The following is a 22,164-nucleotide window of genomic DNA, read 5'->3' as shown; positions in this document are numbered from 1 at the left end:
TGACAGAAAGCAATTTTCAAAAACGCCCTGGTGTGGGAAGAGAGAAGCTGATTGGGGACGGGCGCTTGGCATTATATAAAACAAAGGGTGTGCATATGAAAAATAATCTGATATTATTGAAAATCGCAAGCAGTGTTTTAATCATACTTGGAGCGATAGATATCATCGCAAGCACATGGTTTATAGCCGCCACACTGATGGGAAGCAAGTGCTGGATGAGGGTAATGTTTGTGGACAGGGGGATTTCCATGATTACGATGCTGGTCATGGCAATTCTGGCTCTGCCTAAATTGGTAACCGGTCTTTTGGGGCTGAAGGCATGCCGGCTGAACAAGGCAGCAAACTCCGGCAAAATCCTGGGAACTGTTTCACTGGTTCTGGAACTGCTGTATCTGATTGGAAATGTAAGAGGGCTGGTATGGGCTGTCGTGAAAAACCTTGCAGTTCCCTCCTCTCATATCCCCCAGACGGCAATCCCCATGATTTGGAGCGGGCTGGTGGTTTTGGCGCTGTTGGGATTCTTTGCCTGCTACCGGATATTATAGCTGATTATTTTTACCGCACTCCTTTTTCCTTCTTTAAATAACAGTGTCTCTCATTTACAGCAGCGCCGGAAATGTAATAGATACCGTAGTGCCGATATACAGCCGGCTCGTGTAGCGAAGGCCGTACTGCGTTCCGTAAGAAAGCTGGATTCTTTCATGAATATTCCATACACCATAGCCGGAATTCTTTTCCCCGCGGGTAAGGAGTGTTCCCAGCTTTTCCTCTGGCATTCCGATCCCGTCGTCTTCAATAGAAATGGTAATCACGCCGTCTTCCAGCCATGCTTTGATGGTAATTTCTCCAGATTCCGAACTTTTTTCGCGGATTCCATGAAGGATTGCATTTTCAACCAGCGGCTGGAGAATAATTTTGATAATCTTATAGTCGTATAGCTCTTCCGGCACATCGATGGTCAGCTTAAAATGATCTTCAAACCGCATATTCTGGACGTTGACGTAGGCGGCCACGTGGTCCAGCTCATTTTTCAGGGAGACGATGGTCTCACCATGTCCAAGGCTCAGCATGTAGAAACGTCCCAGTTCTTTTGCTGCCTCCGCCACATCGGGCGCCTCATTATCGATTCCCAGCCAGTAGATCATGTCCAGCGTGTTGTAGAGAAAATGGGGATTAATCTGTGACTGGAGAACCTGAAATTCCAGATCCTTGATTTCGTAACCCAGCTTATACTGTTCCTTCAGGAGACCGGAGATCTGCCGGACCATGTCATTGAAGCTGTCAGTCAGAACACCGATTTCATCCGTACCGTTGCAGAGCGGTTCGATCTCAAAATTTGAAAAATTCCGTTTCCGGCATAGGACGTCCATACAGATATCCCTGTGCATAAGGGCATCCCATTGCTTTCAGGAGTATCGCCTGTTCTTCTGTTTCTACACCTTCTGCGATGACCGGCAGATCCAGTTCTCTGGCCAAATCTATAATGAGCTGCATTACTTTCTGGCGGCGTAAATTATTTTCTGATTGTCTTAAAAATATCATATCCAGCTTTATTATGTCGATAGGAAGATCGGATAAAGTATTCAAAGAGGAGTATCCGCTTCCAAAGTCATCCATTTCAATAATAAATCCGGCCTGTCTCAGACGCCTGATAACAGTAAGAAGCTGCACGGAATCTCTGACATAGGAAGATTCTGTAATTTCCAGATGCAGTTCATCGGGAGCCAGATCATAGTCGCGGCACATACCGGACAGAGTTTCAGGAAGATCTTTATGATAAAGATCCGTGCGGGATACATTTACGGAAATGGGGATACTCCGGTTGGCTTTTTTCCAGTCCCGCAGCATTCTGCACGCCGTCCGCCATACAAACAGGTCAAGAGAATAGATAAATCCATTCTTTTCAAAAACTGGTATAAAGTCCCCGGGGGATATCATACCGAATTCCGGATGCTTCCAGCGTACCAGTGCTTCAGCACCGATCAGTCTGCCGGTATTGATCTCAGCTTTGGGCTGCAAATAAACCTGAAAATCCTCGCGCTGCAGGGATTCCACCATAGTGTTGACGATTTTTTGCTCCAGCATCAGTTTCTCATGCATAGTATGGTTGTATTGGGCAATCCGTCGGCCGTAACTGCCTTTAATACTGTCAGCGGCCAGAAGAGCGCGGTCACACATTCTGGCTACTTCTAAAGCCCTGTCTTCTATGTGGTATATACCAATTCTGATTTGCAGACGCATGGGAAGCGGATACCGTTCCAGAAACAGGCTGACATGCTCATCGAGAATGTCATATAAAGTTTTCTGTCGGTGAAGAAGGATAAAAAAGGTATCTGCACGCGCCCGTGTGTACAGGGGCGGGGGGTCAACCGGCAGATTCATAAGACACATAGCCAGATCCATCAGAAGCCGGTCACCGGCCACTGCCCCAAACGTATCATTTACAATTTTAAATTGTTCGATATCCACTGCAGCAATATCGAATGCTTCATCAGCGCTTTTTTCCAGAACATTTGCAGCCCTGTCGTAAAAGACTTTTTCTGTGAATAGTCCAGTAAGAGGATCACGTTCCAGAATTTCAATAGCTGATCTGGCTGTCTGCATTTCCTTCAGCAGCGTCTGCAGGCGTACATTTGTCTTGGCCATTGTCTGCTGATAATTAATAAGCTGGCTGTTCAGCTTTTGAATTTCATAATAACCGGCGCCGTAGGGGTCCTGTCCCATAACTTCAGGAACCTCCAGGGCTGAAAGTGTCATTTCAATCAGCTGTGAAAACTGGTAAGGCTCATCGAGGCCGAATACCAGGAGTAGAAGTTGATCCCCGTATGCTTTAAGTGTAACATAAACCAGCGGATCACCTTCAAGCTTCATCCGGAGGCGTAGAGAAGAGGGGCAGGCCAGATCTTGCGTCAGGATATGGTCCAACTCAAACGGATCTGTGAATAGCTCGCGTATATTTTTGCCTTCATTAATCAACCCGACAGGAACACTGCGGATCACCCGGTTAACAGTTCCATTTTTTTTGCATAAAGCAATATAACCGATCATAATATACCATCTGCCCACTCTACCAGTGCCCTGGCATCTTTTGTATGTTGATCGACCCCCCAGTTTTTCCAAATCTCCGTATTTAAAAATGCATTACCACCTACGGCTATTCTGGTCTCCGGAGATACGCAGCGAAGCCGGTCCACTACCTCTTTGCAAAGCGGCAGGTGTTGGGGCATGGTGACTGACAGTGCAACCACTCTGGGTTGATGTTCCATGACTGATGATTCAATTGCCTCAGCAGGAACTGCAGCTCCGAGATAGATACTGTCCCAACCTGCATACTCAAAAAGATCAGCCACCATACGCGCTCCCATTTCATGAAGTTCGCTGCCGACGCAGGCGACTACCACTGTCTTTCCGTTCCGTTCCTGATCAAAGATAACAGGGTAGAGCTGGGAGAGCGCCATCTGGGTGATCGAGGTACAATAATGCTCCATATCCACAGAAATTTGATGACTGTGCCAAAGATCACCTACCCTGCGCATTGTTTCTGTAATAATATCTACGCAGATATCGCCCACAGGAATTCCGGTCTTAATGAATTCTCCCACCAGATTGATAGCGCCTTTGGTATCGGATCTCAGCAGACAGTCCAGGTACTTTGAGATTTCTTTTTCATATTTTAGAGAGAAGGATTCAGCAGGACTGTTTTGCTCATATTCTTCCTTCGTAGCCTGTACAGCGCTGTCCAAAAGCCTGTGCAGCTTCGGGAGTTTTTCCACAGGGATGGCAGTTGCCATACAGGAGCGGATCATTTCATAATGATCCACCATTATGTCCTTTACACGTTCACGGGTGCAGTACGCCATCAACGGGCAGAGAAGCTGGTATACCCATTTTGCGTATTTCTCAAAAATCCCGTCATCCTCTAACTGCATGGCAGTATAAAGAAAATCTATATTATACTGAACATCCTGATACATTCTTTGTCTGGCTCTGTTGTCGAGAACTTCACTCAAGCGGGGATCACGCTCCAATTGCCGTGTATAAACTTCGTTTGTCAGCCGCTGAAATTCAGGAGATTGATCCATCATTAATAAGCTCATATTTCACCACCCTTTAAGCCGGCCATTATATCTGGTCCGATAGTTTGCAGATACAAGTCATTACTAATGACAAATTAATGTCATTTTTGTTGCCAAAATATAAAGCAATAATATGAAAAACATTGACTGATTTAAGAATACATTAAATTTTGATATATTTCAAGATTTTTATTAAAACATTATGAGAGTATATGTGTCATTTATAATGACACATATGTTGACAGCTCGATCTACAGATTCTGCTTTTTGACCATATATCGGGCCAGCCCTGCTGCCAGGAATTCGGCGATCGGGAAACATACCCAGATACCGACCGGCCCCCAGATACGTGACAAGATAAATCCCAAAGGTATAATGATGACAATTTGCCGTATCAATGAGATGAGCAGGGATTTCTTCCCGCATCCCAACGCTTCAAACAGCCCGGCGTAGACGACGCTGACCGTCGATACAATGAAGCCGAGGCTGATGATACGCAGAGCCATGCTTCCCGGGCCAATGAGTGCCGGATCATCTATAAAGACAGCGAAGATCTGCTGGGGGAAGACAAGGGCTGCCAGAGTTCCGGCTGTCATAATGGCGACAACCAGCAGCATACTGCATCGGATAATTTTATGAAGCCTTTCCTTTTCCCCGGCTCCGTAATTATAGCCCGCGATAGGCCTGAGCGCCTGCACGATGCCGGAAGCAGGCGTGTATAAGAATGTCTGCAGCTTTAAGTAAATACCGAGGATGGCCACATAAATATCAGAAAATCCCGCCAACATGAAATTTAAGATTCCCGACATGAGGGAAGGCGCGGCCAGCATTAAGGAAGATGGTACTCCAACGCTGTATATCTGTAAAATCGTACTCTTGTCAAAAGAAAAGTATTTTGGGCTGATCTTAATCCCGATATCCTTTCTGCCGTAGATGATCAGATAAACAAACAGAGAACAGAACTGCCCGGTCACGGTTGCCACCGCGGCGCCCGTGACTCCCATTGCAGGGAGACCGAACAGCCCGAAAATCAGGATCGGATCGAGAATAATATTGGTGATGCATCCCACCAGCAGTGAAATCATGGTCAGGAACATGGCTCCCACAGACTGGAAGATCTTCTCAAAGCAAATATGAATCAGGCTTCCCGCAGAGAAACACAGGACGATATAAGAGTAGCGGCATGCCCATGCAAGCGTCTGCGGATCGGAGGTGAATATGGAAAGGAATGGCTTCGTCACCAGTAAACCGAAGATAATAATCAGGATACAGTGAATAAAGGTAAGCCCCATTCCAATGGAGGCGGCTTTATTGGCTTCCTCCGGCTTCTGTTCCCCCAGTTTTCTGGCGATGACGGAGTTAATTCCCACGCCGACGCCTACGGAAAGAGACAGGACAATATTCTGGAGCGGGTATACGAGAGAGACCGCGGTCAGGGCCTCCGTTCCCAGACGGGCCACGAAAATACTGTCTACGATATTGTAAAGTGACTGGATTAACATGGACAGCACCATAGGCGCCGCCATGGAAAGTAAAAGCGGAAATACCGGCTTTGTCTTCATAAAATCCTGTTTGTTCTGCATAAAATAACCTCCCTGAATCATCAATGATTGAATACTGCTGAAAAATGGCAACAAAAAAACCATATGGTGGGCTGTTTAGTTCCAGAAACAGTAAACCATATGGTTCATTAAAATGGGGATGACAATCTATGCTCTGAGTCCATAAGTCCATAATCCAAACCCAGCATAGCCTTGACATCTTATTTAATTTTATCTTCTGAAGGCATAGTAACACATGAAAAATCAGGTGTCAATCATTTATTTAAAGATTTATTCGCCATTTTTTCACAGATTTATTCGGCATCTTCTCCGTAGAGCTCCGTCTCAATGATTCGAACTGCATCGGCAATACAGTCATTGCAGGAGCGGAGTACGCGGCCGGTATCCACGCCCTTTAATTCACGGCAGATAACACTTCCGTTCTGATCCTTAAACTCATTTAAACACTGTCTGGCGGCTTTGTAGGAGACCGCCTTGGAATCCGGATGATCGAGATGGACCGTACTGTTTTTCATACCGGCCAGAACGGCTGCGGCACCGATTGCCCCGCAGGTTCCATCCATGCTGCCCATACCCAGCCCCATACCTTCTGTTATGCGGAACATGGTTTCCTCATCAAATCCCAGCTCGTCACAGAATGTACATGCAACAGACTGAGAGCAGTTATAACCGCGGTCATGTCTGCCCAGCGCTTCCTGTACTTTTTTTTCTATTTTATCTGACATAATAGTTCCTCCTGTAATCAGCAATAATTAAACTGTAACCAATATGATAACACTTACGAAAGAAAATGTCAATTGCAAATGAAAATGTCAAATATCGTGATTCAACTCCTGGCTGCATGCCTGAAAAGCCGGGCAAATATCATATGAAATAAGAGGCCGCCTGCGCAGATGGAAAGGAGATAAATGATGTTTCCCGGCAGCACCCCCAGCTTTTGTGAAATGTTGTAAAATACAGCCTGATTGTTGGGATAGTAGGGGGAGATGTAGAACATATCCGCCTGCCCGAGCGGTTTGGCTGTCACATTAATCAATGTAGCGATCCCACAGCAGATCAGAAACAGCGGCAGTGTGCTGACGTAACCGGAAAAACTGGAATCGGATTCATGGGAAAATCCGATCAAAAGACCGATAAAGATCAGCAGGATATGCCACAGCAATCCGTGCAGCGTCAAAAACCAGTAAGGATGCAGCAGGCCGGAAGGCTCCGCCAGAGCCATAATACCTCCCAAAAGGTTAAAGTCCTGCATAAAGGTCAGGATGATCAGCTGCAGCCTCCTGTTTTTTATGAGAGGCAGAAGCAGGCAGAAATACATGGGAAGGCTGCACAGCTGAAATGGGAAATACCACCAGTCGTATTTCTCCTGATTTACCACGTAATACAGGAACAGCTGCTTGTAAATCTCGCTTGCGGCCAGGATAAGGCCGCAGAAAAACAGCAGCCGTATAAAATACTTCCTCTCTGTTTTTCTGGAAAGAAAGTAAGCCGCCAGCACAGCTGCCAGGAAGCCCGCGGCCATAATACAGATATGAAAAGCAGAATATGGTCTGGGCGGAACCATGGGCCATGCTGTTTTTATAATAAATTCTTTCATTGTGATTACCTCAGTTGAATGCTCATCCAGTCTTTTTTGTGTCTTTCTAAAGTGTAATTCCAGTGGTGGGATAAGTCAATGGGAATCTTACGGCTGCTGCGTTTGACAGCTGAAAGAGACACATGTTAAACTGTAGATAATTTTTAGAAAATTAAAAGGAGGAGAAATGATCATGATTACAGGTCTGGATCACATTACCGTAAACATGGCGGACAGAGAAGCAAGCTTTACATTTTACGAGGAGGTGCTGGGGCTTGAAAAAATGTATGATGTGGATATGGGGGACCACAGACTTACATATTTTTACTTAAATGACAGCACGCGATTGGAACTGATTGAGTACTACAACGATAAGCCGGCGCATCCGGAGCCGTCGGATGAGAAAGGAATCTATCGCCATATGGCTCTGACAACGGATGGTATCGAAGCGCTGTTTAAGCGGTGTACCACATATGGGGTGAACGTGCTGATGGAGCCTGTCCGGGTGGATAAACTGAAATGGACCGGCATGCTGATAGAAGATCCGAACGGGGTAGAAATCGAAATCGTACAGAGAGAGTCTGCCTCCAATACCGACATCTGAAGGAATGTGGATAAGCCATGTATAAAATACTGATTGTAGACGATGAAGCAGACCACAGAAAAGGACTGATGAATCTTTTGACCGCCATGAGGCCGGAGGATATGCTTCTGGAAGCGGATGACGGTGTGACAGCTCTGGAAGTGATTGAGCTGGTGGACTGCGATATTATTATAACCGATATACGAATGACCAATATGAATGGTTTGGAACTGTTAAAGGCGGCGAAGGCACAAAATCCGGAGGTGGAGGTAATCATCTTAAGCGGCTATGGGCAGTTCGACTATGCCAGAGAGGCCTTAAAATATCAGGCTGCCGATTATATTATGAAGCCGGTGGACAGTGACGAGATTCAGATGGTTTTGACAAAGGTCACAGAAAGACTCTCTGAGCGTCAGAGAAGCCGGAGCAAGCAGGAAAGCATCGAGAGCCGTCTGACAGAGACGATGCCCGTTTATATGGATCATCTGATGAACCTGTTTGTCCAGAAGCCGGATTTTGTTGGAAAAGAGAGGCTGAAGGACCTGTTCCAGCTGGAACAGCCAGGCACTGTTATTTGCTGCCGAGTGGTGAGCGACAGCAGAGATTTGAGCGAGGAGCAGAGGAATGATCTGAAGTATCAGATGAAGAAATCCCTCGACCCGAATTCTTCTTATCCCTTCTTTCTGGAGCATCAGCCGGATATGATGGCGGTCTGCTTATTGACAGAGGAGCCCATGACTGGGGCGCGGTGGTCCGCCATCGAGAGCCATATGAGATCTGTACTGCCTTCTTGCAGGCTGATCTGTTCTCCCGGTTCCATGACGGATAATCTCTACGAACAGGCGTCTCAGTCCTATGAGGCGGCGGTCCGCTACATCCAGTACGAATTTTATGAGCCGGGGACATTCCTCTCGGAGGAGACTATCGGAGGCCGGATTGGAAAGAATTCCGATGCGGTTACCTACTCGGTTCTGCCTGTTGTGGAAGGGCTAAAAAGGGGAGAACTTCGAAACGCCTATGAACTCCTGGCTGTGGAGATCGATGAAGGAGTAAGCACGCTTTTTTCGCCCCCGGTCCTGCTAAAGCAGAGAGTAATATTTGCCCTGTTTCAGATCATGAGAAATCTCGATGTTCTCATCTCCGGAAGCTTTAAAAAAGAGGCGAATTTACAGATCAGCAGCCTCCAGCGGTCGGCGACCTTGACACTGCTGAAACGCAGTCTCTACGCCTTCTTCCTGGATCTGGGAAAGGAACTGAACAGCCAGAAGGAGGGAAAAGGACGCGATATTATGACAGACTGCGGAGTGTATTTGGAAAATCATTACATGGATGAGATTAATCTGGAAAGCGTTGCGGAGAAATATCATTTTAACCCCTCTTATTTCAGTACGCTGTTTAAAAATACGTATAAGAGTACATTTTCCGAGTATCTGATCCGGCTGCGCATGGAGAAGGCCAGGGAACTGCTGCTCACGACAGAATCCAGGGTCCGGGATATCGCGGTTCTTACCGGTTACCGGGACGCCAACTACTTTGTCCGGGCGTTTAAGCGCTGCTATGGCATGACACCCGAGGAATACCGGAAAATGAGCGGCAGAACGGAGTGATGTCCTATGGAAAAATGGAAGCATAAGAGAAAAATATACTGGAAACTGAGGACCCAGCTGCTGGTTCTGTTCCTGGTTCTCACGATCGTGCCGCTCATCATTTTCAGTATCCTGATTTACCGGAATTCCGTCAAATCCATTACGGAGCAGGCCCAGGGATATTTCATGCAAAGCGTGGAAAAGAGCAGTGTGATCGTGGATAAGGAATTTGACTACATCGATGAGTTCGCTCAGAAACTGAATATTGATTCGCGTCTCTACGAGATTTTCAAGAATCTGGACAGGACGGATGAGGTGTCCCTCATGAACGCCAACTCCCGGATTACGGCTATTTTAAATGCATATAAGCCGTGGGGCAGCAATATTTATTCCGTTCATCTGGTTACATCCTATTTCCGGTTCGGGGAGGAGGACAAAAACTTCTATCCCAAAGGCGCTTTTATGAATTCCAGACTGGAGAAGGAAGCCAGGGAGGCAAAAGGATCGGTCTGCTGGATTCCGACTTACAGCTATACCGATATGTTCGGGATCGACAATCTGACAGATACGCAGGTGGAATACGGCTCCCTCTTTACTGCGGTATGCCAGATGAATTTCTGTGACGTGTCCAGCGGGCGGGTGGAACGGCTACGTGAGTCTGTGGAGAAACCGATTCTGGTGATCAACTATACCGAAGAGTTTCTCATGTCCTTAATCCGGCGTTACGGAGCAAAAGACATCGTGAGTGATGCGGATTATCTGGTGATTGACCGCGAGGGTAATGTGATCTGCAGTTCCGATCCTGCCTATAATGCCAGCCACCGCTATCAGGCGGACTGGCTGGGAACCTTAAAGAAGGGGGAGAATTCCGGGTATACCACGGAAAAAGACGGGCGGGAGAAATACATGGTAACGTACGCCAGGAGTGAAATTACTGACTGGCTGGTGGTAGCGCGGGTACCGGTACATTTGCTGATCCAGGATGTGGAAAGAAACATACGGAGCTATATCATCGCCATCATGGTGATTCTTCTGCTTCTGTCCGCTGTTTCCTCCTATATGATTTCCCGCTATATTAACCGGAAGATTTACGGAACGATACATATGATCGATCAGGTGGGGACGGGACAGTTCGGCAGTCTTATCACCTATGACGACAGAGATGAGTTCTCTTTCTTTTATGAGAAACTCAATGAGATGAGCCGCAACATCAAGGCGCTGATTCACGAGAATTACGAGGTGAAGCTGCAGCAGAAGGATTTTGAGATCATGATTCTGACGATCCAGTTAAATCCCCACTTCCTGTATAATACCTTAAACATAATCAACTGGACGTGCCTGGCGGGAGATACTCCCAAGGCCAGCCGGATGATCGTGGATCTGTCGCGGATGCTCCAGTATACCAGCCAGAGCAGAAAGCAGCTGGTTCATTTAAAAGACGATATTGACTGGCTGAAACGCTATATTGAAATCATGCAGATTCGATATGAGAATCAGTTTGAGGTGAATTTCGATATTCCGGAGGAACTGATGGAGAAGGAGGTCCCGAAGCTGTTTTTACAACCTCTGGTTGAAAATGCCATTGTCCATGGTTTTAAGAATTCCGAGGAAAAAGGAATCCTGGAAATCAGTGCGGAAACCGATGAAGAAAATATCTGTTTTACCGTGGAGGACAACGGGGCTGGCATGACACAGCAGAGAGTAAAAGAGGTGCTGGAGTTCACCGGTACTTCCATCGGGGTGGCCAACACGGACCGGCGGATTAAGATCCTGTACGGGGAAGCTTACGGCGTTTCTCTCCATTCCCAGTTAGGAGAAGGGACGGCTGTGGTCGTTACGATTCCGAAATAGGGCGGCCCTTTTGTCTCCCCTTCATAACAAACAATAAAAGTGCTGTTTTCCAATAAAAACCATATAGAAGTCCCCTCCTCCTTCCATTAGAATATAGTTATCGAAACAAAGACAGTAAACAGAAAAATATGGGAGGTAATTAAAATGAAGCGTAATCATCTGACGCAGCTGGCGGCACTATTGATGGCGGGGGCAATGATCCTCACGGGATGTGGAGGAAGCGGCGGAAATGCCACGACTGCAGGGGAGAGCAGTACGGCAGGAAAAACCGAGGCAGCCCAGGGAAAAACCGAGGGGGAGCCGGTGGAGATCACCTTTACCTACTGGGGAAGCGGCGCTGAGAAGACGGCGATCGAGGCCTCGGTAAAGACATTTGAGGAAGCCAATCCGGATATTAAGGTAAAAGCCATGCATATTCCGAGCGATGACTTCCTGACAAAGCTAAACGCGATGATTGCGGCGGGGGAGACGCCGGATATCAGCTATTCCGCATCGTGGAAATGCCAGTTTGGTGAGGATGGCCTGATCTATAACTTTTACGATCTGATCAAAGACGACCCGGAGGTTTCCGTGGATGATTATCTGGAAACCTGCTGGTGGAACTGGTCGCCGACAGAGTCCGCAGGCCCTATTATGGCCAATGTCACCCTTTCACTGATGTATAACGAGGACCTGTTTAAAGACGCCGGCATTGATACACCGCCGACGAAGGTGGCCGAGGCGTGGTCCTGGCAGGAATTTGTGGAGAAGGCTCAGGAACTGACGCTGGATTCCTCCGGACGCAATGCGAAAGACCCGAATTTCGATTCCAATAACATCACTCAGTACGGTGTGATGTTTGCGCCCAACTGGAATGTATACATGCCGTTTATCTACTCAAACGGCGGCGCTTACTTAAATGAAGACATGACAGAATTTGGCTTAAATGATCCAAAAGCGGCGGAAGTAATCCAGAACTTCGCAGATCTGATCAATGTATACCACGTTGCACCGACTGCAATTCAGTCCAACAGTATGCCGGCGGCCGCGACCGCTCTGGCGTCCAAACAGGCCGCCATGTACATCGACGGAAGCTGGAACCATCTGGATCTGGCCGAGGCTGGTATTAACTGGGGCGTAGGTGTTCTTCCAATTGATAAGAATTATACAACATTCTTTGATGGCGGCTCGCTGATTATATTCAAGGCGACAGAGCATCTGGAGGAGACGCTGAAGCTGTATCAATGGATTACCAATCCGGAGAGTTCTGCCGAGATTACGGAAATGTTCAGAAGTATCTGGCTCCCAGTCCATAAAGAGTACTACACCGACGGTGACAAGCTTGATTTCTGGGCTTCCGAGGAATTTCCGGCGCGTCCGGAAGGCTTTAAGGATGCCGTTGTCCAGTCCACCTACGATCATCAGGTGATTGCGACAGAAATTGATGTGAAAAATTTCAATGAGATTGATACGATGGTAAAGGCAGCCCTGCAGCAGGTATGGGCGGGGGATAAGACTGCCGAGGAGGCGATGACTGAAATTAAGACGAGCGTGGATCCGCTTGTTGATGGTACATACTCCGGAAACCGTTCCTGACAGAAGTAATTGCAGGATTGCCGTGCAGACCGCAGTGGCTGCGGTAATCCGGGCATGCGGACCGCCGCTTTTGCGGCGGCCCGCCATACCGGCGGGGCAGTCCGGCCGGAAATGAGGAGGTATCACTATGAAAGAAAAAATTAAGATGACCCACAGGGAAAAGCGTGAAAACGTGGCCGGCTTTCTGTTCTGCCTTCCCTGTATCCTGGGCTTTCTTTTTTTTGCCGCAATTCCGATGATTATCAGCTTTATTATGAGCTTTTCGGACTACAGCATTGTGAAGGAGAGCCATTTTGTGGGCGTCGATAATTATGTGCGGCTGTTTGCAGGGCAGGATCCCTACTTCTATAAATCACTGACTGTGACAGTCATCTACGTAGTCCTTTCCGTTCCAACATCAATTGTTTTCGCATTTTTAATCGCATCTCTTTTAAACAAAAGCGTAAAGGGAAAGGGACTTTTCAGAACACTTTTTTATCTGCCCTCTATCATTCCGATCGTGGCCATGGGCGCGATCTGGATGTGGATATTCAATCCGGATGTGGGCCTTGCCAACACCCTGTTAAAGGCAGTGGGACTGCCTCCGAATAAATGGCTGTCCTCGGAATCCACAGTTTTGCCTACCCTGGTATTCGTCAACCTGTGGACGACAGGTTCCACCATGGTAATCTTTCTGGCCGGTATGCAGGATGTGCCGAGGCAGCTGATCGAGGCCGTGGAGATCGATGGCGGCGGTGTTATGGCAAAGCTGCTCCATGTCATTGTTCCCATCATGACTCCGACTATTTTTTACAACGTGGTAATGGGCTTTATCAATGGATTCCAGATATTCACCCAGTCCTACGTCATGACGCAGGGGGGTCCCAACAATGCCAGTCTCTTTTACGTGTATTATCTATACCGGGAATCCTTCCAGTTTATGCGCATGGGCAATTCCTGTGCGATCGCCTGGATCCTGTTCGTGATCATTATGATGCTGACCGCAATTCTGTTCAAGTTTCAGAACCGATGGGTCTACTACGGAGGTGAGTGACGTTGAGTGCAAAAACAAAGAAAACAGTCGGAAAGCTGATTACATACGCAGTGCTTGTTACAGGCAGCCTTTTCTGCATCGTGCCTCTGGTCTGGATGGTGAGAAGTTCCCTTATGACTCCTGTAGAAATCTTTATGGTACCGGTCAAATGGGTACCGGATAAGATGATGTGGTCGAACTATAAGAAGGTATTTGAGGTTCTGCCGTTCTTTACGTATTACAGAAATTCTCTCTTCATCGCGGCTCTGGTCGTGGCCGGGTCGATGCTTACCAGCTCCATCTGTGCCTACGGGCTGGCCAGAATCAAGTGGAAAGGGAGAAATGTGGTATTTGCCTGTATTATGGCCAGTATGATGCTGCCGTTTGCAGTTACCCTGATTCCCACTTTCCTGATGTGGCGGGCGATCGGATTTACCAACAGCTTTGTGCCGCTCATTGCCCCGGCCTGGTTCGGCGGCGGAGCTTTCTATATTTTCCTGCTGCGTCAGTTCTATATGACGATTCCAAAGGATTTCGATGAGGCGGCGTATCTGGATGGCGCAAATCATTTTCAGATCTTTACGAGAATTATATTGCCGATCACAAAGCCGTCTCTGGCTGTGGTAGGACTCTTTACATTTATGAACACATGGAACGATTTTTTAGGCCCCCTGGTCTATTTAAATGATGAGGCAAAGTACACGGTGGCACTGGGACTTCAGCTCTTTACCGGTTCCTACCGTTCGGAGTGGCACTTGATGATGGCGGCTGCCTGCCTCGTGCTGATTCCCGTTATTCTGGTATTTATCGTCGGACAGAGGTATTTAATCGAAGGAATTACCATGTCGGGCGTCAAGGGCTGAGAAAGCGAACGCGATAAGAGTGTCCGATAACAATTTTGGAGGAGATAAACATGATTACAGATATCATTACAAGTATTAAAGATATGGTTCACACACCAGTCAATCCTTTTTTTTCAGTCGCTGTAAAGGACGGTCAGTATGAATGCGGAAACCGGGAAAGCTATTATGCGAAGAAGCTGCCGGATGAAACATTTTCCTATGATATATCCAACAACAAGGTCCTTGCAAATGCAGACGAGTTCGGAACGCTGAAGACCGTGACCTTTTACCGGGGCTGTTATACCTGCGACGATATCCCGGGCGTGTGGGTCTCCAAAGACTTCGGTCAGGCAGGTCCGTTCTATTTCAGACTGACAGTGGAGGGGCAGGAGGTGTCCCTTCGGGACGGTTCTCTGCCGTGTCAGTCCGATCTGGCTGAAAACCTGGTCCCTAGAGCAGCCTTTACCCATCCCCGCCTCAATGCTACGGTCCTGGCGTACGCACCCATTTCCGCCGACGGCAAAAGAAGGCCGCGTGCCCTCGTATACGGGCTGTATCTGGAAAATACAACAGATGGTGATGTAAAGGGAACCGTGATTCCGCCAGACTTTTCCCCGGATAAGGATTATTTTACCATTCCCGACGCCAGTGGGAAGATGGTGGAATGCGGGACGGTGACAGAAGCGGGGCAGATGAGCGAATACGGCCAGACTACACCGGCAGTTCCATTCCATTTAAAGAAAGGGGGCGGCGCGTGGTTCCCCATGGTAATCTACGCACCCGGTGAGAGCGGTGCAGTAAAAGAGATCGAAGAGGCGGGGACACTTTACTGGCTGAATGAGACGCTGGCCTGCTTTCGGGGAATGCTGGGCTGCTTAAAGATGGATGGTGATCCGCTGACCGCCGCCATCTTCGAACGTGCCGTATACCAGGGGATCTCGGCCTTCGGTATGGACAGAAACGGCGAGATCTGCGGTTCCAACTGGGGCACATTTCCGGCTACGAGGCAGATCTGGATGAAAGACATGTACTATTCCAGTCTTCCTCTCAGCGTGCTGAATCCCGACTTCTTCCGTCAGTCCTGCCTTTGGTTTACAGAGCATGGAATCCGTCCGGAGGGATCGAAATACCAGGGGGGAGCGGCCCATTCTCTGAGTAATTCCCTGACCTCTGTCTTAATGGGAGTCCTGTATTACGAAGCGACGGCGGACAGAGACTTTTTCTGGACCCACCGGGAGACGGTGGAAACCTTTGAAGAGATTTTAGAAGAGGTGCTGACGCTGAAGGAAGGGGAGGTGTGGCTGTTTCCGACCGTGTGGATATCCGATGCGCTCGCTTTGGGAAAATACCATACCGGATCGAATATCTGTGCGTGGAAGGCTTTTGACGGCATGGCGCGGCTGATGGGCGAGGTGTTTGAAGACCAGGAGAAACAGAAAAAATACGGGAAAATTGCCGGTGAGATCAAAAAGGCCATCGAGGCTTATATGGTGACTGACGGCAGGTTTGGCCCCCAGTATCTGGAGGGGATCGGCGGACTGACCCCTGAGACGCAGAAGCACTGCCCGATTTCAGAGTACGAGAAGAAGTATGTGGATCAGGCTCTCACATTTTATCCCGATATTATTAATGGAGATGAGATCAACCTGATGATGCATGACGGGGAGGAGTCTGATACGACGTTGATTCCATTTTACGGATATAAGACGTATGATGATCCGGTTGTGAGAAATTATGCCAGATTTTCTGCCAGTGAAGAGAATCCGACCTATGGAACCGAGTGCCGCGGAATCAAATGGGGCCATGAGTCCGGTGCAACTTTCCCCGGTTACACCACCGCATTCTCCGGAGTTGTGGATGAGGAGACTATGAATGGAGAGAGGGGCTATATGACAGAGCTAAAACGCCTCTGTGATCTGGACGGTTCCTGGTGGTGGTGGCCATACAAATGCAATACAAAGACAGGCGACGTAGTCAGGCTGAACTGCTGCGGGAAATGCGGCTGGGCGGCCGGAGTATTTGCCAGCCTCTTTATGACGCAGATTCTCGGAGTCCGGTACGACGCTCCGTCGAAGACTCTGAATTTCAAGCCATTTTCACCGGGCAGCAGCTTTGAATGGAACGATGCGAGGACAGGAAGCGGCAAGTTTGATTTTACTTACCGGAAAACGGCAGATGCGGTGACCGCGTCGGTGACCAGCCGCGTGGACTATCCGGTGACGCTGGTGCTTAATCTGATCACCGATGGTATACCGAGATTTACGGACAGCGGGAAGACCGCGGAATTTGAAGAGACGGAATTCCTGGGTAAACGCGCAGTATGCATTAAGAAAGTCTTAAAGCCGGACCAGAAAATCGAAATCGCAGCCTTATAAATCGCAGCCTTATAGCAGTTTTATAAAATCATAGTTATTTATAATATGAAATAACAGAACCATTTACCAAAAACATAATACCACACGATCAAACGCCTGGAATCCTTTAATTAAAAGGTTTTCCAGGCGCTTTTTGCATGAATAGACGGTATTCTTCTGAATTTTTGTAATATTATAAATACTCCGGCCCTGTTTTTTCACTTTCCCTGGTCATAAAGGGATAAGTCACTGAGAATCAAGATAAAATAAGACTTGAATAATTTCAAAAATGCTATATAATGTATAACTGATACTTATTTCTATATTTATGCAAAAAAAGTGCATATAATGAGGAGGATTCATTATGAAAAAGAATGTAATAGTACTTGCGGCAGCCGTATGCATGGCAGCGGCACTTACCGCCTGCGGAAGTTCAAAATCCGCTACAGAGACAACAACTGCGGCAGCAGAAACCACAACAGCAACAGCAGAAACCACAGCAGCAGATGCGGCGGCCGAAACAACAGCGGCAGAGGCTGAGAAGACAGATGGCACCGGCGGCAAGATCGTTATGGTAACGAACGCCGAGTTCCCGCCATATGAGTACCACGAGAACAACACCATTGTTGGTATTGATGCCGACATTGCAAGGGCAGTCGCTGAGCAGATGGGAATGGAACTGGAGATCCAGGATATGGCATTCGATTCTCTGATTCCGGCGATCCAGTCCGGAAAGGCTGATTTTGCGGCAGCTGGTATGACTGTAAACGAAGACCGTTTAAAGAATGTGGACTTTACCGATACCTACGCACAGGCTGCTCAGGTAATCATTGTTAAAACAGACAGCCCGATCGCTTCTCCCGATGATTTAACAGGCAAGAAGATCGGTGTTCAGACCGGTACAACCGGCGATATCTACGCTGACGACATCGAGAACGCGGAAGTACAGAGATTTAACAAGGGCATGGAAGCCGTTATGGCTTTAAATCAGGGCAAGATCGACGCAGTTATCATCGACCGTGAGCCTGCGAAGGTGTTCGTGAAAGAGAACGAAGGCTTAAAGATCTTAGACGAAGCATTTACAGAGGAAGAGTATGCAATCGCTGTAAAGAAGGGCAACACTGAACTGCTTGATAAGATGAATGCCGCGATCAAGGAGTTAAAGGAATCCGGCGAGTTACAGAAGATCGTAGATAAGTATATTACCGCAGAATAATATAAAGGAAGAGTGCCATGTGGGAAAAATTAGTCGCTGACTTTTATCAGAATTTTATAGAGGACAACCGCTGGAAATACATCACGGATGGGCTGCAGAATACCTTGAAAATTACATTTTTTGCAGTTCTCATCGGAATCGTGCTGGGATTTCTGGTTGCAATTATTCGTTCTACTTACGAGAACACTCACAGGCTGAAGATACTGAATGCAGTCTGCAGCGTATATCTGACGGTAATCCGCGGAACGCCGGTGGTTGTTCAGCTGATGATCGTATACTTCGTTGTCTTTGTCACGGTTAATCCGGGTATGGTTCCGACGGCGATTCTGGCCTTCGGTATCAACTCCGGCGCCTACGTGGCCGAAATCTTCCGAAGCGGCATCAGCTCCATCGAGAGAGGCCAGTTTGAGGCCGGGCGAAGCTTAGGCTTCAACTACGCGCAGACCATGTGGTATATCATTATGCCGCAGGCGTTTAAAAACGTGGTTCCGACGCTGGCCAACGAGTTTATCGTGCTGCTGAAGGAGACTTCCGTAGCCGGTTACATCGGTCTGCAGGATCTGACGAAGGGCGGCGACATCATTAAGAGCCGTACGTATTCCGCTTTCATGCCGCTGATTGCGGTGGCTCTGATTTATCTTTGCATGGTTATGATCTTTTCTTACCTTGTAAAATTACTGGAGAGGAGGCTGCGCAGAAGTGAGCACTAGAAAAAATCGTATAGAAAAGCCTCTGATTCAGGTACAGAACTTAGGCAAGAAATTCGGAAGCATGGAGGTCCTAAAGGATATCACGGTTGACATCTACAAAGGTGACGTCGTGTGTGTAATCGGACCCTCCGGATCTGGAAAGAGTACCTTTCTCCGCTGTTTAAACAGACTGGAGGAGCCGACATCGGGCCATATCCTGTTTGAGGGAACCGATATTACCGATAAGAAGACGGATATCGACCGCCACCGCCAGAAGATGGGGATGGTGTTCCAGCAGTTCAATCTGTTTCCGCACATGACGATCTTAAAGAATCTGACCCTGGCGCCGGTTAAGCTTCAGGGACGGAGCGAGGAGGAGGCAAAGAACCAGGCCATGGCGCTCCTCGACAAGGTCGGCTTAGCGGACCGGTGCAATGCATATCCGAACCAGTTATCCGGCGGACAGAAGCAGCGAATCGCCATTGTCCGCGCCCTGTGTATGAACCCGGACGTCATGCTCTTTGACGAACCGACGTCTGCGCTCGACCCTGAGATGGTAGGCGAGGTGTTAAACGTTATGAGGGATTTGGCGAACGAGAAGATGACCATGGTGGTGGTTACCCATGAGATGGGCTTCGCCAGAGAAGTTGCCACCCGCGTCATGTTCATGGACGGCGGATATTTTCTGGAGGAGAATGAACCGAAGGAATTCTTTGAGCATCCGGAGAATGAGAGGCTTAAAGGGTTTTTGGGAAAGGTTTTGTAGCGTACAGGAATGCAGGAATCTGTTAAAATATAAAATAGAAAAGACGTTGTTTCCGATCGGCTTCACCGGTCTGGAAACAACGTCTTTTTTAATACTGAAAGCGGGACTCTGAATTAATCAGCTCCTGCAGCGCATCTTCCTGCTCAATCGCGATTCCCGACGGCGTCTTCGTTACAAATCCCTGCTGTTTCAGTTTTGCCATGATCCGCGATACGGTTACGGAATGGCAGCCCAGATACTTGGCCATCTCGGCGTATGTAAAAAAGCGGGGGACGATCCGTATTCCGTTCCTGAGCTGCGATACTTCAAAGAGCAGGTGGCACAGCCGTACCACGACGGATTCTTCCTGCATCAGGTGAAAATGGATCAGTGCGTCGTTATAATTGTCCGCAAGCGTCTCCATAAGAAATGCGTTAAATTCCCTATTCTTCAAAATCAGATCCTGAAAGGTGGAATAAGGGATCTGACACAGGGTGCAGGTGGTCTTGGTGATAACTGAAAATTCCGGCGTAGTGGAATTGATTTTATCAGGGCTTACTACAAACTGGTTAAAACCAATGAGCCGGTACGGGCGGAAGTATAAATAAACTTTTTCCTCTCCCTGCTTCGTAATGCTGTTGAGTGCACAGATTCCTTCCTCCAACAGGTATACATAGTTTGATATATACTTGTCATACTTTTTATTAAGAACAATGTCCTTCGGCATTGTGACGCGCGTTCCGCTGTCTGTAATGATTTTTAAGAGCGACTCCTTCATGTTTTCTCCGTTCCTTGCGATAGTAATAAAAGATCGGATTCAGTATATCATAATTTTGTCAAAATAACCAGATTTATAACCTGTGTTATTTTTCTATAAGCAGATATATGATAAAATTAGATCAATAATGCAGGGGAGTAAATGAGCCGGAAAAGTAAAAAAGAGATACTTTCGGGTCTTATTGTGCCCTCATTGTTATATTTTTCACAATATGGTAGAAAAGGGGTTTCAAGACATGGCGAATCAAAATGAGCGTAAGAGAGAAAAAATGTTTTTAATTCATTCTCTGATCGGTGTAGGAATTATGGTATTTTTCCGTTTCCTCCCGCTGAATCTCCCGGAAGTTACTTCGGTTGGTATGGAAGTATTGGGAATCTTTATCGGAACACTTTATCTTTGGACATTCGTAGATCCGCTTTGGGGGAGCCTGATGTCCATTGCTATGGTTGGTTTATCCAACTATATGCCTATGGCGGGCCTGCTTAAGGAAGCGTTCGGAGCACCGGTTGTGGCTCAGGTATTTTTCCTGCTGATTATGGCAGGCGGTCTTGTATATTATAAGATCACACTTTACATAGGACGTTTCTTTTTGACGAGAAAATTTACGAACGGGAAGCCATGGCTGCTGATGTTCGTAATCTGTATAGGCTGTTATTTCCTTGGTGGCTTTATCAGTCCGTTTACTGCAATCTTTTTATTCTGGCCTGTCCTCTACGATGTATTTGAGGAAGTCGGTTATAAGAAGGGCGATGCGCTGCCTCGTGTTATGCTGACCCTGGTGGTTGTCGCGTCCCTGATCGGTTTTCCGATGGCGCCGTTCGCTCAGAATGGTCTGGCGCTGCTCACAAACTTTGCCAACATTACGGCAAACCTTCCGGGAGGTCCGATTGTTGTCAACAATGCGGCTTACATGGCTGTGGCTATTATTCTCGGTCTTATTATGATCGTGGCGAACATCCTGTTTGCAAAGTTTGTCATTCGTCCTGATGTGACGAAATTAAAGAATTACGATGTTGAGATGCTGAATAAGAATCCGCTTCCGCCTATGGAACCTAGACAGAAGATTATAGGCATAAGCTTTGTGATTCTGATTCTGGGTATGCTTCTCCCCAGCCTTTTCCCAACTTTACCGGGAATGGCATTTCTTTCCTCCAACAGCCTCGGTCTGGCTCTTTTTATGGTAGCCGCTCTGGGAGCGATCCGTATCAAGGGAAAGAGCGTTTTAGAGATTCCGCAGGTTATGGCCACCAATTTTAACTGGGGCGCATACTTTATCATCGTTGCCGCGATCCTGCTGGGAAGCGTGCTGACCAGTGACAATACCGGTGTTTCCGCTTTCTTAAGCGTCGTACTTTCCCCGATTTTCCAGGGAATGTCACCGATGGTCTTCACTGTTCTTTTAATGGCGATGGCGGTTCTCTTAACCAACCTCTGCAACAGCCTGGTAATCGGTATGATTCTGCAGCCGGTTATCGTTACATATTGTACACAGACCGGAGCCAACCCGGCACCGATCGTTACGCTGTTAATTATCTTTGTACTGTTATCGGCGGCTATTACACCGGCAGCTTCCCCGTTTGCGGCGATCCTGCACAGCAACAAGGAATGGGTTCCGACCAAGTACGTTTACCAGTATACGATTCCATTCGTAATTCTGGAACTGATTATCGTTCTTGTGATCGGTGTCCCGTTAGCAAATCTGTTAATGTAAGTTTAGAA

General features: G+C 47.6%; 19 protein-coding genes. 12 read left to right on the top strand and 7 right to left on the bottom strand.

Annotated elements, in window-relative coordinates; translation table 11 throughout:
* Positions 1-95 precede the first annotated feature (95 nt).
* Complete coding sequence (locus H8S75_RS18135) at positions 96-545, top strand: hypothetical protein (protein WP_187022847.1); 450 nt, start codon at positions 96-98, stop codon at positions 543-545.
* 54 nt (positions 546-599) lie between these two features.
* On the opposite strand, the gene H8S75_RS18130 is transcribed toward H8S75_RS18135, so the two are convergent.
* From H8S75_RS18130 to H8S75_RS18105, 6 genes are all read right to left on the bottom strand, one after another.
* Positions 600-1,388 carry a sensor histidine kinase gene (locus H8S75_RS18130; protein WP_243270312.1) on the bottom strand — a complete coding sequence of 263 codons (789 nt, stop codon included), beginning with the start codon at positions 1,386-1,388 and terminating at the stop codon, positions 600-602.
* Positions 1,330-3,066 carry a putative bifunctional diguanylate cyclase/phosphodiesterase gene (locus tag H8S75_RS18125; protein WP_187022846.1) on the bottom strand — a complete coding sequence of 579 codons (1,737 nt, stop codon included), beginning with the start codon at positions 3,064-3,066 and terminating at the stop codon, positions 1,330-1,332. The genes H8S75_RS18130 and H8S75_RS18125 overlap by 59 nt, the downstream gene beginning before the upstream one ends.
* Positions 3,045-4,097: a cobalamin B12-binding domain-containing protein gene (locus H8S75_RS18120; RefSeq protein WP_187022845.1), complete on the bottom strand. Its 1,053-nt coding sequence runs from the start codon at positions 4,095-4,097 to the stop codon at positions 3,045-3,047. The genes H8S75_RS18125 and H8S75_RS18120 overlap by 22 nt, the downstream gene beginning before the upstream one ends.
* A gap of 230 nt (positions 4,098-4,327) precedes the next feature.
* The gene (locus H8S75_RS18115; RefSeq protein WP_187022844.1) at positions 4,328-5,659 is read right to left on the bottom strand and encodes an MATE family efflux transporter; all 1,332 of its coding nucleotides are present in this window, start codon (positions 5,657-5,659) and stop codon (positions 4,328-4,330) included.
* Positions 5,660-5,931: 272 nt separating this feature from the next.
* On the bottom strand, positions 5,932-6,363 hold the full coding sequence (locus tag H8S75_RS18110) for a C-GCAxxG-C-C family protein (RefSeq protein WP_187022843.1): 432 nt from the start codon (positions 6,361-6,363) through the stop codon (positions 5,932-5,934).
* A 101-nt stretch (positions 6,364-6,464) separates the two neighbouring features.
* Entirely contained in the window at positions 6,465-7,235 is a 771-nt protein-coding gene (locus H8S75_RS18105) for a TMEM164 family acyltransferase (protein ID WP_187022842.1), read from the bottom strand.
* Positions 7,236-7,407: 172 nt separating this feature from the next.
* Between H8S75_RS18105 and H8S75_RS18100 the strand changes: the two genes are divergently transcribed.
* The 10 genes from H8S75_RS18100 to H8S75_RS18055 all read left to right on the top strand — a co-directional run bounded on the left by H8S75_RS18100 (position 7,408) and on the right by H8S75_RS18055 (position 19,688).
* The gene (locus H8S75_RS18100) at positions 7,408-7,818 is read left to right on the top strand and encodes a VOC family protein (RefSeq protein WP_187022841.1); all 411 of its coding nucleotides are present in this window, start codon (positions 7,408-7,410) and stop codon (positions 7,816-7,818) included.
* A gap of 17 nt (positions 7,819-7,835) precedes the next feature.
* Complete coding sequence (locus H8S75_RS18095) at positions 7,836-9,404, top strand: response regulator transcription factor (RefSeq protein ID WP_187022840.1); 1,569 nt, start codon at positions 7,836-7,838, stop codon at positions 9,402-9,404.
* Positions 9,405-9,410: 6 nt separating this feature from the next.
* A complete protein-coding gene (locus tag H8S75_RS18090; RefSeq protein WP_187022839.1) occupies positions 9,411-11,234 on the top strand; it encodes a cache domain-containing sensor histidine kinase in 1,824 nt (607 codons plus the stop codon).
* Positions 11,235-11,378: 144 nt separating this feature from the next.
* Positions 11,379-12,809, top strand: a complete 1,431-nt coding sequence (locus H8S75_RS18085) for an ABC transporter substrate-binding protein (RefSeq protein WP_187022838.1) — start codon at positions 11,379-11,381, stop codon at positions 12,807-12,809.
* A 127-nt stretch (positions 12,810-12,936) separates the two neighbouring features.
* Positions 12,937-13,842 carry a carbohydrate ABC transporter permease gene (locus H8S75_RS18080; protein WP_187022837.1) on the top strand — a complete coding sequence of 302 codons (906 nt, stop codon included), beginning with the start codon at positions 12,937-12,939 and terminating at the stop codon, positions 13,840-13,842.
* The gene (locus tag H8S75_RS18075) at positions 13,839-14,684 is read left to right on the top strand and encodes a carbohydrate ABC transporter permease (protein WP_187022836.1); all 846 of its coding nucleotides are present in this window, start codon (positions 13,839-13,841) and stop codon (positions 14,682-14,684) included. The genes H8S75_RS18080 and H8S75_RS18075 overlap by 4 nt, the downstream gene beginning before the upstream one ends.
* A gap of 50 nt (positions 14,685-14,734) precedes the next feature.
* Complete coding sequence (locus tag H8S75_RS18070) at positions 14,735-17,038, top strand: glycoside hydrolase family 125 protein (RefSeq protein ID WP_187022835.1); 2,304 nt, start codon at positions 14,735-14,737, stop codon at positions 17,036-17,038.
* Between the two features lie 343 nt (positions 17,039-17,381).
* On the top strand, positions 17,382-18,233 hold the full coding sequence (locus H8S75_RS18065; protein ID WP_187022834.1) for a basic amino acid ABC transporter substrate-binding protein: 852 nt from the start codon (positions 17,382-17,384) through the stop codon (positions 18,231-18,233).
* A gap of 17 nt (positions 18,234-18,250) precedes the next feature.
* Positions 18,251-18,943: an amino acid ABC transporter permease gene (locus H8S75_RS18060; RefSeq protein ID WP_002600914.1), complete on the top strand. Its 693-nt coding sequence runs from the start codon at positions 18,251-18,253 to the stop codon at positions 18,941-18,943.
* A gap of 61 nt (positions 18,944-19,004) precedes the next feature.
* Positions 19,005-19,688, top strand: coding sequence for an amino acid ABC transporter ATP-binding protein (locus H8S75_RS18055; RefSeq protein ID WP_278245164.1), 684 nt, complete (start codon positions 19,005-19,007; stop codon positions 19,686-19,688).
* An 88-nt stretch (positions 19,689-19,776) separates the two neighbouring features.
* Here the strand turns inward: H8S75_RS18055 and H8S75_RS18050 are convergent, their stop codons facing one another.
* Complete coding sequence (locus H8S75_RS18050) at positions 19,777-20,445, bottom strand: Crp/Fnr family transcriptional regulator (RefSeq protein WP_187022833.1); 669 nt, start codon at positions 20,443-20,445, stop codon at positions 19,777-19,779.
* A gap of 235 nt (positions 20,446-20,680) precedes the next feature.
* Here H8S75_RS18050 and H8S75_RS18045 point away from each other — a divergent pair, with 235 nt between their 5' ends.
* The gene (locus tag H8S75_RS18045; RefSeq protein WP_243270310.1) at positions 20,681-22,156 is read left to right on the top strand and encodes an SLC13 family permease; all 1,476 of its coding nucleotides are present in this window, start codon (positions 20,681-20,683) and stop codon (positions 22,154-22,156) included.
* Positions 22,157-22,164: the final 8 nt, after the last annotated feature.

It is taken from the genome of Hungatella hominis (assembly GCF_014288005.1).
In the GTDB taxonomy this organism is placed as follows: domain Bacteria; phylum Bacillota; class Clostridia; order Lachnospirales; family Lachnospiraceae; genus Hungatella; species Hungatella effluvii.
Note: the sequence above shows the minus strand (reverse complement) of the source record. Positions and strands in the feature narration are given on the sequence as shown.

Bases quoted from the DNA above. Each gene is read 5' to 3' on its own strand.
- H8S75_RS18135 (WP_187022847.1), top strand. From the start codon at position 96: ATGAAAAATAATCTGATATTATTGAAAATCGCAAGCAGTGTTTTAATC.
- H8S75_RS18130 (WP_243270312.1), bottom strand. From the start codon at position 1,388: ATGCACAGGGATATCTGTATGGACGTCCTATGCCGGAAACGGAATTTT.
- H8S75_RS18120 (WP_187022845.1), bottom strand. From the start codon at position 4,097: ATGAGCTTATTAATGATGGATCAATCTCCTGAATTTCAGCGGCTGACA.
- H8S75_RS18115 (WP_187022844.1), bottom strand. From the start codon at position 5,659: ATGCAGAACAAACAGGATTTTATGAAGACAAAGCCGGTATTTCCGCTT.
- H8S75_RS18110 (WP_187022843.1), bottom strand. From the start codon at position 6,363: ATGTCAGATAAAATAGAAAAAAAAGTACAGGAAGCGCTGGGCAGACAT.
- H8S75_RS18105 (WP_187022842.1), bottom strand. From the start codon at position 7,235: ATGAAAGAATTTATTATAAAAACAGCATGGCCCATGGTTCCGCCCAGA.
- H8S75_RS18100 (WP_187022841.1), top strand. From the start codon at position 7,408: ATGATTACAGGTCTGGATCACATTACCGTAAACATGGCGGACAGAGAA.
- H8S75_RS18095 (WP_187022840.1), top strand. From the start codon at position 7,836: ATGTATAAAATACTGATTGTAGACGATGAAGCAGACCACAGAAAAGGA.
- H8S75_RS18090 (WP_187022839.1), top strand. From the start codon at position 9,411: ATGGAAAAATGGAAGCATAAGAGAAAAATATACTGGAAACTGAGGACC.
- H8S75_RS18085 (WP_187022838.1), top strand. From the start codon at position 11,379: ATGAAGCGTAATCATCTGACGCAGCTGGCGGCACTATTGATGGCGGGG.
- H8S75_RS18080 (WP_187022837.1), top strand. From the start codon at position 12,937: ATGAAAGAAAAAATTAAGATGACCCACAGGGAAAAGCGTGAAAACGTG.
- H8S75_RS18070 (WP_187022835.1), top strand. From the start codon at position 14,735: ATGATTACAGATATCATTACAAGTATTAAAGATATGGTTCACACACCA.
- H8S75_RS18065 (WP_187022834.1), top strand. From the start codon at position 17,382: ATGAAAAAGAATGTAATAGTACTTGCGGCAGCCGTATGCATGGCAGCG.
- H8S75_RS18060 (WP_002600914.1), top strand. From the start codon at position 18,251: ATGTGGGAAAAATTAGTCGCTGACTTTTATCAGAATTTTATAGAGGAC.
- H8S75_RS18055 (WP_278245164.1), top strand. From the start codon at position 19,005: ATGGAGGTCCTAAAGGATATCACGGTTGACATCTACAAAGGTGACGTC.
- H8S75_RS18050 (WP_187022833.1), bottom strand. From the start codon at position 20,445: ATGAAGGAGTCGCTCTTAAAAATCATTACAGACAGCGGAACGCGCGTC.
- H8S75_RS18045 (WP_243270310.1), top strand. From the start codon at position 20,681: ATGGCGAATCAAAATGAGCGTAAGAGAGAAAAAATGTTTTTAATTCAT.